This is a genomic window from Salinicola rhizosphaerae, assembly GCF_014652715.1.
Lineage (GTDB): Bacteria > Pseudomonadota > Gammaproteobacteria > Pseudomonadales > Halomonadaceae > Salinicola > Salinicola rhizosphaerae.
The window spans coordinates 258,462-272,524 of the sequence record NZ_BMZI01000003.1 but is presented as its reverse complement, the minus strand read 5'-3'; the positions used below and the strand labels follow the sequence as shown (position 1 = coordinate 272,524).

Below are 14,063 nucleotides of genomic sequence, written 5' to 3'. Positions count from 1 at the left end.
GAGACTCGGGACGCGCCAAGACGACGGGCCGACCGCGTGACAGCGGTCGGCCCGTTTCACGTGGTGCGAGCGATGATCACTGCGCCGGTAATTGGCCGAATCCTGACGTCAATGCGTCGATATCGCTCGGGGTAGCGCCCGGTGCGGCGCTGATGCTCAGCGGTGCCCGCTCGCGCAGTGCCTGCCAGGCGCGCTTGACGTCGGCAGCGGTCACCTTGGCGACCTGCGCGGCGAGGTGCTGGCGGCGCTGGAAGTCGACGTCGGTGTACGCAAGCGCTTGCCACAGCCGGCCCGCACGCTCGCCAAGCGACTGATCGCGAGTCAGCAGCTCTCGACGCACGGCCTGACGGTAGGGCGCCAGCTCCTCGTCGCCGAGAGAGGCGATGCGCTGATCGAAGGTCTTGAGGAAGGCGTCCATGCGCTCGTCGATCTTCCGGGTCGATGCGCTCGGCGACTGGACCAGCAATGCCAGGCCCGGGCCGTCGAGCAGCGGCGCGTAGCCGGCGTTGACGATATAGCCGAGCTGCTCGTCGGTGCGCAGCTTGGCGAAAAACGGCGGACCGATCAGTTGACCGATGATCGCTAGCCGCGCCTGACTGGCCAGCGAGCGGTCGCCACCCTGCAGGTAGCGCAGCACGGCGAAGTCGTCACGCGCCGTCTCGGGATGCAGCCGCGGCGGTGTCTCCGGGACGGCGGCAACAGCCAGCGGCTCGATGTCGTCCGCGTGCAGCGCAGGCGCCAGCGCATTGGCGACCTGCAGGCCTTCACGCCGGGCGCGCTCGGCATCGAGATTGCCGACCGCCATGGCCTGGACGAACAGCTGGCTCAGGAACTGATGACGGTAGGTGCGCAGGTCGTTGGCATCGAGAGTGCGCATCGCGGCCAGGAGGTTAGGGGTACTGGCCTGAGGTCGGATAAGCGCCTCACCCAGCGTGCGCTGCATCTGCTGGTAGACCGCGTCCTGCGGGGCGTTCTGCCAGGATCGGATCAACCCCTGCTTGACGCGCGCCACGCTGGCGTCGGTGATCTCACCTTGCTCGAGCTGTTCGACGACGGTCTGCATCAACCGAGATTGATGATCGCGCCAGCCGGAGAACGCCAGCGTGATGCCGCGACCATGCGCGTAGGCCGAGAAATCCTGGCCGGCGAGGGCGGCGGGATAGAAGCGCTCGTTCAAGCCGTCGTTCAACCAGCCGGCGAGCAGCTCGGTCAACGCGGCATGGCGGGCATCCTTCGAGGCATCCGGGTTCTGCAGGCTGAAGCGCCACTCGACGCGCGGCGCGCCAAAGTGGCTGTCGGCCTGGTGCCAGATCTCGACGCTGGGGGCGTCGACCAGCTGCCGGGGCGGCGCTTCATCGAACGTCTCGAGACTCAGGTCCTGGGCAATGTAGGGATTCGGCTCGGGCAGGGCCAGCCCCGATAGCGTCTGCGCCGCTGGCCACTGCGACAGTCGCGTCAGTGTGTAGGGGGTATCGAAGTAACGCGTTCTACGTTCGCCATCGACCTCCGGGCCGCTGTAGACGCGCAGCAGATTGTTCGGAGTGAGGCGCGAGAGCAGTTCGTCGACGGCGTCAGCATCGAAGCCATCCATCCGGTAGGGGGCGTACTGGACATCCGTCAGCGGATAGTAGGCGAGGCTCATCGCCATGCCGCTGACGGCGTCGATCGGCTCGCTGCGCTGCTGGAAGCGGAAGCCTTGCTGGGCGAGCCGTGCCTGCTCGTCGTAGCGCCAGGCGTTCAAGCCGTGCTGGCGGATGCGTGCGATCTGGTCGAACAGGCTGGCCTGTATGCGGTCGATCTGCTTCGCGCCGGCCTCTGTCAGGCTGATCGAGACATCGAAAAGGGCGTGGCTGCCGTCGGCGTTGCGGGTGCCGGCCGACAGCGCATCTGCCCAGCCTGCTTTACGCAGCGCTGCCAGCAGGCTGCCTTCTCCCTCGTGGCCGAGCAGGTTGGCGAGGTAGTCGTCCGGTTTGGTGGCGTAGTCCTCGATCGGGTCCGGGATCGGGAACAGGAATTCGACTCGCTGGCGCGCCTCGTGGGTCTTGACGCGCATCGCGGCCGGCAGCTCGCCTGGCGTCGTCAGCGGCTGGTCGATCGTTGGACGACTCAGCCCCCGGTCCGGTATGGCGCTGAAACGCGCTTCTACCTGGTCGGCCATGACATCGAGCGGCTCCGGGGAGAGCAGGACGAGATGCATGACATTGGCCCCGTAGTGGGCCTGGTAGAAGTCGATCAGGGCCTGACGCAGCGGGCGCTTGTCACTGTTGAGCGTATCCAGGTTGCCGACCGAGAAATGATTGACCGGGTGCGCCGGATTGAAGGCCTTGCCCAGCGCCTCGGCGAGGCGTCGACTGTCGTCATCGCGGCGCGCCTGGTATTCGGAATTGACGGCATGGCGCTCGCGGTCGACGTAGGCCGGATTGAACTGCGGCGAGATGAAGAACTGCGCAAACCGATCCAGCGCTTCCGGGAAGGCGCCGGGGTCGACATCGAAGAAGAAATTGGTGTCCTGATCGGCGGTAAAGGCGTTGTGTGAGCCGCCATTCTGGTTGATGAAGCGCTGATAGCCGTCCGGATCGGGATAGCCCTGGGTGCCAAGGAACAGCATGTGCTCGAGAAAATGCGCAAGCCCGGGCATATCCTTGGGGTCGTAGTCGCTGCCGACCGAAACATCCATCGCGGCGGCGGCCTTGTCCGCCTGCGGGTCGCTGATCAGCAGTGCTTCGAGACCGTTGTCGAGCGTGACGGCGCGATAGGCGCGATGATCATTGGGGCTCTGGATGATGCTGCCGGCCTGCGGGGCTTCTGATGGCGTGATCGGGTCGGTGGAGGTATCGGCCAGTGCAGGCGCGATACCCAGACCGAGGGCAAGGCTTATCAGCAGGCCGTGAAGCATGGCCCTTGGCCCTGCCGGACGAATCGATGAGCGAAGAAGAGTGCGTGTCTGCATGGCAGTTCCTGGACCGGAGCAAAGGGCGAAGCGAATAACAAGGGGTGAGCGAATGACAGAGGCGAAGCGGCCGAAAGTGGCGGTGGCGGATGTCATGACGAAGCCGGCTGCCGAGCGAGCCGCATGGGGCCCGTCGGGTGGGCACAATGCCAGGCCTGCTGCTTGGGGTCGTTGACGCTTCGAGAAACGGGAAAGGCGCCAAGCAGCTCTTCGCCAGCCGGATGCAGCAGTGCCCTTACCGAATCAGGCGTCGTCTCTTCGTCGAGCCAGGCGGACGCCTGTGCCGAGGAGATGACTGCCGGTAGCCTGTCGCTGAGCGGTGTGAGACATTCCGGCGCGGCGACCGTGATCAGTGCGAAGGAGTCGCGAGACGTCTGCGAATCCGGGGCATGGCGCGTCCAGATGCCCGCCAGCAGCAGCGGCGCTCGACGAGCATGCGTGATCAGGAAAGGCTGCTTGCCGCGGAGACCCGCCTGCCAGACGTAGACGCCACCGACCGGCACCAGGCAGCGACGCCGGTCCAGGGAGTCACGAAACATCGGGCGTTCGTCGAGCGTCTCGGCGCGTGCGCAGTGGGGCGCGTGGTCGAGTACCTCGAGCCAGTCCGGCGTCAGCCCCCAGAAGGCTTCACGTAGCAGGGGCGGGCGCGTTGGCGAGGTCGATTCGGCGCCAGGTTCATGGCGCAGGATCGAAAGCCAGCGCCGTGGCGCGGCGTTCGGCGTCAGTATCGGCGAGTGGTCGCCGTGGAACGCCGGCATCTCGGCATGACGCGTCCAGTCGTCGATCATCAGGCGACCGGGCATGAGCTCTCCTCGCGAACGGGATATCGGGGTCACAGACTATGCCACGGCGGCTGTCGGGCCAAGGGGCGCCCCAAGGTTTCCGGGCGTGGAAGTGCGTCTAAAAGTCTCGCGAAATCGTTGCGTTAATAACCTGTGCGCTTGCGTTTACCGCGTTTAGCGATATGCTGGGAAACGCTGTTCGATTTTAAGCCGACAATAAGGGACGACACTCCCAAAGCGCCCGTATCACGGGAAATCGACAGCCGATCCGATTTTTCCGAGCGAGGATTTCGATGGCTCGACCGCGCCAGCACGCCCCCGATGCGCTTCATGCCCAGGTGATGGCCGCCTGCGATGCATGGCTGCGCGAAAGCCCCGTGCATACGCTGTCGCTGCGCTCGCTCGCGCGCGATGTCGGCTGCGCGCCCAGCACGCTGCTGAAACTCTACGGCAGCTTCAGCAACCTGCTGCAGTACGTCAACATCGAAACGCTCGATCGAATGGGCGCCGCGGTCGCGCATCTCGAGGACGCGGCGCCCGAGCCCCAGTTGAAGGCTCTGGCACTAGCCTACTGGCAGTTCGCCCAGCATGAGCCGCATCGTTGGCAGATGCTGTTCGAGTTTCCGCTGGCCGAGGAGGGGGAGCTCGACGAGCGCCAGAATCATATCATCGAGGCCCTGTTCGTCCGGGTAGAGGCAGCGCTCACGCACCATCAGCCCCGGCTCGATGAAGCCACTGCCCGCCGGATGGCGCGTACGCTGTGGGGGAGTGTCCACGGCCTGGTTCAGCTCGGGCTAAATGACCGCCTGGGATACTGGCAGGGGCAGCCGATGGAAGTCGGAGAGCTGCTCGATCAACTGCTTTCGACCACGCTGCTCGGCCTTCGTCACTGGCCGGATGCCACGTGATTCCCGGACTGCTGACACAGCGGCGATTCGCTCCCTTCTTCTGGACGCAGGCGCTGGGCGCCTTCAACGACAATCTGTTCAAGAACGTGCTTCTGCTGCTGCTGACGTTCGTGGCGGTCCCGCGCTATGGCTGGGATACCGGGCTGCTCAACAATCTGGCGGCAGGCCTTTTCATTCTACCGTTCTTTCTCTTCTCCGCCTGGGGCGGCACGCTGGCCGATCATCTCGATAAGCAGCGCCTGGTGCGTCGGCTCAAACTGCTCGAGCTGGTAACCATGATGCTGGCCGCCGTCGCGGTCTGGTTCGAGCTGTTCGGGCTGCTGCTGGCGCTGCTGTTCATGATGGGCACCCAGTCGGCGCTGTTCGGGCCGGTCAAGTACGCCATCCTGCCCCAGCATCTGTCAGCTACCGAGCTGGTAAAAGGTAACGCCTGGGTCAATCTCGGCACCTTCGTGTCGATTCTGCTGGGCACGTTGCTGGCGGGGGTGCTGACGTCGCTCGATGGCGTATGGGAGCGTGCCGCCATTGCCGGGGCGCTGGTCGTTATCGCGCTGGTCGGCGTGGTCGCGAGTCTCGGCATCCCGAGTGCGCCCCCCAGCGTGACGGGCCGGGTGCGCTGGCAGCCTTTCGCGGGCACCTGGCAGGTCGTGAGAACCGGCATGCGCGAGCGCCGGGTTCGCGCCGCCCTGGTCGGCATCAGCTTCTTCTGGTTTCTGGGCGCGTCCTACCTGACGCAGCTGCCGGCCTGGGTTCGAGACGTGGTTCATGGCAGCGAGGGTGCGGTGAGCTTTCTGCTTGGCGCCTTCGCCGTTGGCGTCGGTCTGGGAGCGCTGCTCTGCGCCCGGCTTTCCGCCGGGCGGCTGGAGCTCGGGCTGGTGCCGATCGGTGCGCTGGTCATCGGTGTCTCCGGCATCGAGCTGGCCAGCCAAGCGAGCCTGCCCGGCGAACAGCTTGCGCTGGCAAGCCTGCTTGGCATGACCGAGTTCTGGCGCATGAGCACGCTGCTGGCGCTGGTCGGCCTGGGGGGCGGTCTCTACAGTGTGCCGCTCTACACGCTGATGCAGGTGGCGAGCGAGGCGCATCGACGGGCTCGGGTGGTTGCCGCCAACAATATTCTCAACGCTCTTTTCATGATCGTCTCGGCCCTGTTCGGCATCGTGATTTTGAGCGCCCTCGGGCTTTCGCTATTCACGTTCTTCGCCGTGCTCGGCTGGCTTTCGCTGCTGGTCGGCGTGGGGCTTTTGATCCGCAATCCACGGCCCGCGCTGCGCCTGCTCATCTTTGCGCTGATCCAGGTGCTCTACCGGCTGCGCTGCCGCGGCCGCCACCATGTACCGGCGACGGGGCCGGCGCTGGTCGTGTGCAACCATGTCAGCTTCATGGACGCGCTGGTGCTTGGCGGGGCCTGTCCGCGGCCGCTGCGCTTCATGATGGATCGGCCCATCTACGAGAATCCGTGGATCCACTGGTTCTTCCGTATCGCCGGTGCGATCCCCGTCGACTCCGACCGCCGCGATCCCGGCGGCGTGCGTCGAGCGCTCGAGGAGGTCAGCCGGGCGCTGCGCAACGGTGAGGTGGTGATGATTTTTCCGGAAGGGCGTCTGACGCCCGACGGCGAGGTTCAGGCCTTTCGCCGTGGTCTCGATCTGGTGCTGGCGCGGGACCCGGTTCCGGTCGTGCCGGCGGCGCTGGCCGGTCTCTGGGGATCATGGACGTCGAACAAGGATGGCAAGGCGCTGACCAAGTGGCCACGGCGTCTTCGCGCTCGTGTACTGCTGGTCTTCGGTGAGCCGATTCCGGCGGGGGATTCGCCGCGTCGCGTGATGGAGCGGCGCGTCCGCGGTCTCAAGCGTCAGGCGGAATTGCGGCTCGCCAAGGGGTTGCGCGGTCCAGTCTGACTGGCGCCTCCCGGTGGCGGTTGCGCTGCCAGGAAGGCGCGTGACTGCTGTTGCCGATCGCCGCTGCCGCGCTGAATTCTGTCTGTCGTTGCGTTTTACCGCCTCTGTCGGTCGTCCCTGTCTATCCTTCGTTCCTGCCCGTCGCCGTCGTTACTCCGCGGCGCGTCTGCGCACGCCTTGCTGCCAGCAGCGTACCGAGGTGATCAGGTTGTCCTTGATGTCGAGAATCTCGAGTCGCGTCGGACCAATCTGCAAGCAGGCCTGGGCTTCCGGAAACGCTTCGAGGTGCTCGAGAATCAGCCCGTTCAAGGTCTTGGGGCCATCGGTCGGTAGCTGCCAACCGAGCGCCTTGTTGAGCTCGCGGATGTTGGCGGTACCTTCGATGACGTAGCCGCCGTCGGTCTGCGGGTGAATGTCGCGATAGGTGCCGGCGACATCGGTGGTGAATTCGCCGACGATCTCCTCGAGGATGTCTTCGAGCGTCGCCAGTCCTTCCACGTCCCCATACTCGTCGACCACGATGCCGATACGCCGCTTCTGCTGCTGAAAGTTGAGCAGCTGGGTATGCAAGGGCGTCGACTCTGGAATGAAGTAGGGTTCGCGCGCTTCCTGCACGATCGATGCCTTGGAGAGATCCGGCTTGGTCAGAAAGCGCGAGGCGTTGCGCAGGTGCAGAATACCGATGATGTTGTTGATGTCGCCCTTGTAGATCGGCAGTCGGTTGTGCTGGCTCTGGCGAATCTGGGCGAGCAGGGTCTCGAGATCATCGTCGAGGTCGAGCCCGACGATTTCGTGACGCGGCACCATGATGTCGTTGACGGTCACGTTCTCGAGATCGAGGATCGACAGCAGCATGGTCTGGTGGCGCGTCGGAATCAGCGATCCCGCCTCGTGCACTACGCTGCGCAGCTCGTCGCGAGTCAGACTGTCCTTGCCGGCTTCCAGATGGCGGACACCGAGCAGGCGCAGAAGATTGTTTGAGATCGCATTGACCATCCATACCAGCGGGTAGAACAGGCGCAGCAGCGGCGAGAGCACCATCGAAGACGGCAGGGCGATGCGCTCCGGTTTGATCGCGGCGTAGGTCTTGGGCGTCACTTCGCCAAAGATCAGGACCACGATGGTCAGTACCAGTGTGGCAATGGCCGGGCCGGAGACATCGCCGAAGAAGTGGATGGCAACGATAGTCGCGATGGAGGCGGCGAGATTGTTGACGAGGTTATTGCCGATCAGAATCACGCCAAGCAGGCGGTCCGGGCGCTTGAGCAGTTCGACCACGCGCTTGGCGGATCGGGAGCCGCTGTTCGCCTGATGATTCAGGCGGTAGCGATTGATCGACATCATGCCGGTTTCGGAGCTGGAGAAGAAGGCCGACAGGCAGACCAGGACGAAGAGCAGGCCCAGCATCAGGCCTAGGGGTATGTCGTCACTCAAGACGGAAAAATCCTCATGCGATGATCAAGTCGTTGTAGGGCGTTGCCGTGGCGGTGTCAACGATGCCGGTCAGGGCGGCACCGCTGTCGTCGTCGGCGAGCGGTCAGGCGTTGTAGTGAAAGATGTACTCGAGCACGAACTTGGTGCCGAAGAAGGCCAGGATCAGCACGCCCACGCCGACCAGTGTCCAGCGCACTGCCTTCGGCCCGCGCCACCCGAGGTAGTGATGGCCGGCCAGCAGGCCGGCGAAGATCAGCCATGCCAGCAGTGACAGGATGGTCTTGTGCGCCAGGTGTTGCGCGAAAAGATTATCGACGAAGACGAATCCGCTGACGATGGCGACGGTCAGCAGCAGCATGCCGCACCAGATCAGTTCGAACAGCAGCTGTTCCATGCGCGTCAGCGGCGGCAGTACCTGCACGATGCCGCCGGTCTGGCGACGCTTGAGCGCCTGATGCTGGCAGGCGACCAGCACGGCCTGGACGGCGGCGATCGCCAGAAAGGAGAAGGCGGCGATCGAGGTCAGGATGTGGAAGTAGAGGCCGGGGGAAACGCCGGACTCGGTCATCGTGCTGGGCATGCCGATGACGGCGACCACGGTGATGGCCGCCAGCGGGAAGACGCAGACGCCGGCGTTGAGGACGGGTTTGACCAGGCTGGCCGCCAGCAGTAGGGCGACCACCAGCCAGCCGACCAGCGCGGCACTCTGGGTGAGGCCGAGATGCAGGCCGCGGGGCCCTAAGATGGTCAGACCGACGATGACGCCGTGGCAGACCAGGGCGATCAGCCCCGCGCCGCGCACCCATCCCGGACGTTCTGCCACGCGGCGAGCCAGGCTCAGGCTCTGCCAGAGTCCGGCGGCGAGATAACAGACGATTGCGACCAGGGCGAAGGGAAGCGCCGGCATCGGTGATTTGACCTCGTGGCACGATCCGCGAATTCGCGGAGTCGGGAAAACAGTGGTGATATGTCGCGGCGGCGGCGACTCGAGACGCTTCGTCGATCGAGCCGTGGTACCCGGCGCCGATCAACGGTCGAATGATAGTCGATCGCGTTTTGCCGGCTACTATACCCAATCGCTGGCAGGATACCCAAGGAAGAACCCGTGCGGCGGTGGCGCATGTCGACAGGCTCGCCGTCGATCATGGAGCTGACGCCTCTGCACGCGTATAATGCCGGCCAAACTTCTATTCCCCCAGACGCCGAGCCTCGCCGCCAGGTCACTCGGCGTTCGGCATCGCCGTTCGGAGCGCTCCATGTTCGAAAGTCTCTCCAATCGCCTGTCGCAGACGCTCAAGTCGATCACCGGCCAGGCGCGTCTGACCGAGGACAACATCAAGGACACCCTGCGCGAGGTGCGCCGCGCCTTGCTCGAGGCCGACGTCGCGCTGCCGGTGGTCAAGGATTTCGTCGACCGCGTGCGCGACCGCGCGGTCGGGCAGGAAGTGTCCAAGAGCCTCTCGCCGGGGCAGCAGTTCGTCAAGATCGTCCAGCAGGAGCTGGAAGCGATCATGGGGCAGGCCAACGAGCGCCTCGAACTCAAGGGAACGCCATCCATCGTGCTCATGGCGGGGCTGCAGGGGGCGGGCAAGACCACCTCCGTTGCCAAGCTTGCCAAGTACCTGCGTGAGCGTGAGAACAAGAAGGTGCTGGTGGTATCGGCCGACGTCTACCGCCCGGCGGCCATCGATCAGCTCGAGACACTGGCGAAGGAAGTGCAGGTCGACTTCTTCCCGTCGACCAGCGCCGAGCAGCCGGTGAAGATCGCCGAAGCCGCGATCAAGCACGCCAAGATCCAGTTCCACGACGTGGTGCTCGTCGATACTGCCGGGCGTCTGGCGGTGGACGAGGCCATGATGGAGGAGATTCGCGCGCTGCATCAGGCCATCCAGCCGCAGGAGACGCTGTTCGTCGTCGATGCGATGACCGGCCAGGACGCCGCCAATACGGCCAAGGCGTTCCGCGACGCGCTGCCGTTGACCGGCGTGATTCTGACCAAGGCGGATGGTGACGCTCGCGGTGGCGCCGCGCTGTCGGTGCGTCACGTGACCGGCAAGCCGATCAAGTTCATGGGGATGGGCGAGAAAGTGGATGCCCTCGAGCCCTTCCACCCGGATCGTGTCGCATCGCGCATCCTGGGCATGGGCGACGTGCTCTCCTTGATCGAGGAAGCCGAACGCAATGTCGACAAGGGCAAGGCGGAAAAGCTCGCCAAGAAGGTCAAGAAGGGCCAGGGTTTCGACCTCGAGGATTTTCGCGATCAGCTCCAGCAGCTCAAGAAAATGGGCGGTATGGGTGGATTGATGTCCAAGCTGCCCGGCATGGGGCAGATGGCCGAAATGGCGCAGGGCAAGGGCGCCGAGCAGGAGTTCGGCAAGCTCGAGGCACTGATCAATTCGATGACGCCTCAGGAACGCCGCAAGCCCGAGATCATCAACGGCTCGCGCAAGCGCCGCATCTCGGCGGGGGCGGGGCTCCAGGTGCCGGATCTCAACCGTCTGCTCAAGCAGCACAAGCAGATGCAGAAGATGATGAAGAAAGCCGGTCAGAAAGGCGGCATGCAGAAGATGATGCGTGGTATGTCCGGCATGATGGGCGGCGGCGGCCCTGGTGGCCCCGGCGGTATGGGTGGCCCTGGTGGCATGGGCGGCGGCGGTGGCTTTCCGTGGCGCTGATGCGGCCCGTCGACGCGGGTTGGCGTGAGAGCCCGTCGACGCAATAAAAGGTTCCCAATCGGGGGCGTTTTCCGTAGAATGCCGCGTCTTCGTCTCGGGCTTGTGTCCGGGAAGACTCGATTTCGTGGCGTAACGATTAACTTAACCGAAGGATTATCAACGCAATGGTAACCATTCGTCTGGCACGTGGTGGCGCCAAGAAGCGTCCCTTCTATCACCTGACCGTCAGTGACTCTCGCGTTTCTCGCGATGGCCGCTTCATCGAGCGCGTCGGCTTTTTCAACCCGATCGCCCGCGGTCAGGAAGAGCGTCTGCGCGTCGATCTGGACCGTGTCGCTCACTGGCAGTCCCAGGGTGCGCAGGTTTCCGACCGCGTCGCCGAGCTGGTCAAAGAAGCTCGCAAGGCCCAGGCCTGAGTCTGAACCATGCCGGAAGCGGCTCGTCGATCGATGCATGATGACGCAACGGGTGACGTGGCGATGAGCGATGGCGAGCAGCATGTGGTGCTGGGGCGTCTGACCAGCCCGCACGGTGTGAAAGGCTGGCTCAAGATCTACTCGTACACCAGTCCGCCCGAAGGCATTTTCGATTATCCGACGTGGATATTATCGAAGCGTGGTGAGCATCATTCGCGTCGTCTGCTCGATGCCCGTCCCCAGGGGAAGGGCCTGGTCGTGAGGCTGGAAGAGGTCGACACGCGCGAGCTGGCAGAGCAGTGGGCCGGCGCCGATGTGCTGGTGGCGAAGTCCTCGCTACCCGAGCTGGAAGACGATGACTACTACTGGCATCAGCTGGAAGGTCTCGATGTCCAGACCTGCGATGGCACCTGGCTGGGACGGATCGATCATCTGTTCGAGACCGGCGCCAACGACGTCATGGTAGTGCGTCCCTGCGAAGGCAGTCTGGATGATCGCGAGCGCCTGCTACCGTTTCTGCCCGACGATGTGATCGTCGAGATCGATCTCAGCGCCAAGCGCATGGTCGTCGAGTGGGATCCGGAATTCTGAGCATGGACCTTGCGGCGTCATCGCATGAGGCTGGCCCGGAAGTCGTCGGTGGCGAGAAGGCTTCGCCCGGGATGTGGCTTGGCGTCGTCTCTCTGTTTCCGGAGATGTTCGAGGCCATCACTCGTCACGGTGTGACCGGGCGCGCGGTGGACCGAGGGCTGTTGCAGATGGCCTTCTGGAATCCCCGGGACTACGCCACGGATCGGCACCGGACGGTCGACGATCGGCCCTATGGTGGCGGCCCCGGCATGTTGATGAAGGTCGATACGCTGCGTGGCGCACTCGCTGATGCGCGAGCGGCTGCGGTAGCGGCCGGCAAGCGCCCCACGGTGATCTATCTGTCGCCCCAAGGGCGCCGTCTGGATCAGGCCGGGGCACGGGAGCTGGCAACACGCGATGGACTGATCGTCGTCGCCGGTCGATACGAGGGCATCGACGAGCGAGTCGTCGAGGCCGATATCGATGAAGAGTGGTCGATCGGCGATTACGTGCTCAGCGGTGGCGAGCTGCCGGCCATGGTGATGATCGATGCGCTGGCTCGTGAGATTCCGCAGGTGCTAGGGCACCGGGACTCGGCGAGCGAGGACTCTTTCGCGGATGGCCTGCTGGACTGCCCCCATTACACGCGGCCTGAAGTGATCGATGGGCATCGGGTGCCGGATGTGCTGCTGAGCGGCAATCACGAAGCGATACGTCGCTGGCGCCTGAAGCAATCTCTCGGACGCACCTGGCTCAGGCGTCCGGATCTGTTGGAGAGCCGAACGTTGGATCGCGAGCAGCAGCGTCTGCTCGATGAATTCATCGAGGAATACGTCGCCACCGGCGACGGCGGTGCATGAGGCGCGCCATATCGCGCCGACGTGTGTCACTCACTAGTCCGATTCCGTCTCGACGCCGTGGCTTTGTCACGCCGAGCGCCGGGATCACGAAGCGACTCGAAACGGTGCAGACCGGCGAGGCGCTTTCATCCAAAAGGAGCAAGTCATGAGCAGCAAGAATTCAGTGATCCAGGCGCTCGAAGCCGAGCAGATGAGCAAGGAAATCCCCGCGTTCGCCCCGGGCGACACCGTCATCGTTCAGGTCAAGGTCGTCGAAGGCAACCGCGAGCGCCTGCAGGCGTTCGAAGGTGTGGTGATCGGCAAGCGTAACCGCGGCCTCAACTCCGCTTTCACCGTGCGCAAGATCTCCCACGGTGTCGGCGTCGAGCGTACCTTCCAGACCTACAGCCCGCTGGTTGCCGGTATCGAGGTGAAGCGTCGCGGTGACGTGCGCCAGGCCAAGCTCTACTACCTCCGCGAGCGCAGCGGCAAATCCGCGCGTATCAAGGAAAAGCTGGCCTGATTCGACAGCTTTCGGCGCCGGCCGGAAGCTTTCGAAAAAAGCGCTACGAGAAACCCCGCGGGCCGTTCGGCTCGCGGGGTTTCCGCGTTATGATGGGCGCTTTGCGCCGGCCGCGGCTTTCCGCTGACGCTCGGCATTCTCTGCGATGACAGAAAACGGTCGCCGGCTGGCTGACACTGCATGAACGATCATGATCGACGCGACGCCTTCCTGGACGCACTGTGGCTGGAGCGGGGCGTCAGCGAGCACACCTTGAGCGCCTACCGGCAGGATCTCTCCGCCTGGATCGCTCATCTCGACGGCGAGCAAGAGCGCCTGCTGGCGCCCGGCGAGACGACGCTCGTCGCCTTCGTCGAGATGCGACGGGCGCACTATCATGCTCGCTCCGTCGCCCGACTGCTCTCGTGCCTGCGCCGATTCTATCGCTGGGCGCTGGCCGAAGGGTTGATCGAGCACGATCCCCTGGCCGAGATCGAGCCGCCGCGGGTTCGGCCCAGTCTGCCCTCGACACTTGACGAGCAGGACGTCGAACGCCTGCTCGCCGCGCCTGATACCGGGACTGCACTGGGGCTTCGCGATCGGGCGATGCTCGAGATCCTCTACGCCTGCGGTCTGCGTGTCTCCGAACTGGTCGGGTTGACCGTCAGCGCGGTCAACCTGCGCCAGGGCGTCGTGCTGGTTCGCGGCAAGGGCGACAAGGATCGCCTGATTCCGCTGGGGGAAGAGGCGTTGGCCTGGATCGAACGCTATCTCCGTCAGGGGCGCAGTGAACTGATGCAGGACATTCAGCGACCGCCGCTCTTTCCCGGGCGTCGCGACGGTTTCATGACCCGTCAGACGTTCTGGTATCGTCTCAAGCACTATGCCCAGCTCGCCGCCATCGACAAGTCGCTGTCGCCGCATACCCTGCGCCACGCTTTTGCCACCCATCTGTTGAATCATGGGGCCAACTTGCGTGTCGTACAGCTACTGCTCGGTCATAGCGATCTTTCGACCACGCAGATCTATACCCATGTGGCGCAGGCTCGACTGGAAGCGCTGCACGCTCAACACCACCCAAGAGGTTGA

At 64.4% G+C, this 14,063-nt stretch carries 12 protein-coding genes; 8 read left to right on the top strand and 4 right to left on the bottom strand.

Going from position 1 to position 14,063, the window contains the following annotated elements:
- Positions 1 to 76: 76 nt before the first annotated feature.
- Entirely contained in the window at positions 77 to 2,950 is a 2,874-nt protein-coding gene (locus IE125_RS07430) for an insulinase family protein (RefSeq protein ID WP_229808977.1), read from the bottom strand.
- Between the two features lie 92 nt (positions 2,951 to 3,042).
- Positions 3,043 to 3,753: an SOS response-associated peptidase gene (locus tag IE125_RS07425; RefSeq protein WP_189444016.1), complete on the bottom strand. Its 711-nt coding sequence runs from the start codon at positions 3,751 to 3,753 to the stop codon at positions 3,043 to 3,045.
- A 272-nt stretch (positions 3,754 to 4,025) separates the two neighbouring features.
- Here IE125_RS07425 and IE125_RS07420 point away from each other — a divergent pair, with 272 nt between their 5' ends.
- On the top strand, positions 4,026 to 4,640 hold the full coding sequence (locus IE125_RS07420; RefSeq protein ID WP_189444015.1) for a TetR/AcrR family transcriptional regulator: 615 nt from the start codon (positions 4,026 to 4,028) through the stop codon (positions 4,638 to 4,640).
- The gene (locus IE125_RS07415; RefSeq protein ID WP_189444014.1) at positions 4,637 to 6,538 is read left to right on the top strand and encodes an MFS transporter; all 1,902 of its coding nucleotides are present in this window, start codon (positions 4,637 to 4,639) and stop codon (positions 6,536 to 6,538) included. The genes IE125_RS07420 and IE125_RS07415 overlap by 4 nt, the downstream gene beginning before the upstream one ends.
- Positions 6,539 to 6,688: 150 nt before the next feature.
- Here the strand turns inward: IE125_RS07415 and IE125_RS07410 are convergent, their stop codons facing one another.
- The gene (locus IE125_RS07410) at positions 6,689 to 7,972 is read right to left on the bottom strand and encodes an HlyC/CorC family transporter (protein ID WP_189444013.1); all 1,284 of its coding nucleotides are present in this window, start codon (positions 7,970 to 7,972) and stop codon (positions 6,689 to 6,691) included.
- Between the two features lie 103 nt (positions 7,973 to 8,075).
- Positions 8,076 to 8,879 (bottom strand): cytochrome C assembly family protein, encoded by an 804-nt coding sequence (locus tag IE125_RS07405; RefSeq protein WP_189444012.1) that lies wholly within the window; start codon positions 8,877 to 8,879, stop codon positions 8,076 to 8,078.
- Between the two features lie 349 nt (positions 8,880 to 9,228).
- Between IE125_RS07405 and ffh the strand changes: the two genes are divergently transcribed.
- From ffh to xerD, 6 genes are all read left to right on the top strand, one after another.
- Positions 9,229 to 10,647, top strand: coding sequence for a signal recognition particle protein (gene ffh, locus IE125_RS07400; RefSeq protein ID WP_189444011.1), 1,419 nt, complete (start codon positions 9,229 to 9,231; stop codon positions 10,645 to 10,647).
- A gap of 164 nt (positions 10,648 to 10,811) precedes the next feature.
- A complete protein-coding gene (rpsP, locus tag IE125_RS07395; protein WP_189444010.1) occupies positions 10,812 to 11,063 on the top strand; it encodes a 30S ribosomal protein S16 in 252 nt (83 codons plus the stop codon).
- Between the two features lie 33 nt (positions 11,064 to 11,096).
- Complete coding sequence (gene rimM / locus IE125_RS07390) at positions 11,097 to 11,654, top strand: ribosome maturation factor RimM (RefSeq protein WP_229808976.1); 558 nt, start codon at positions 11,097 to 11,099, stop codon at positions 11,652 to 11,654.
- 71 nt (positions 11,655 to 11,725) lie between these two features.
- A complete protein-coding gene (gene trmD / locus IE125_RS07385; protein ID WP_189444276.1) occupies positions 11,726 to 12,493 on the top strand; it encodes a tRNA (guanosine(37)-N1)-methyltransferase TrmD in 768 nt (255 codons plus the stop codon).
- Positions 12,494 to 12,638: 145 nt separating this feature from the next.
- Positions 12,639 to 12,995 carry a 50S ribosomal protein L19 gene (rplS, locus tag IE125_RS07380; protein ID WP_189444009.1) on the top strand — a complete coding sequence of 119 codons (357 nt, stop codon included), beginning with the start codon at positions 12,639 to 12,641 and terminating at the stop codon, positions 12,993 to 12,995.
- A gap of 180 nt (positions 12,996 to 13,175) precedes the next feature.
- Entirely contained in the window at positions 13,176 to 14,063 is an 888-nt protein-coding gene (xerD, locus tag IE125_RS07375) for a site-specific tyrosine recombinase XerD (RefSeq protein WP_189444008.1), read from the top strand.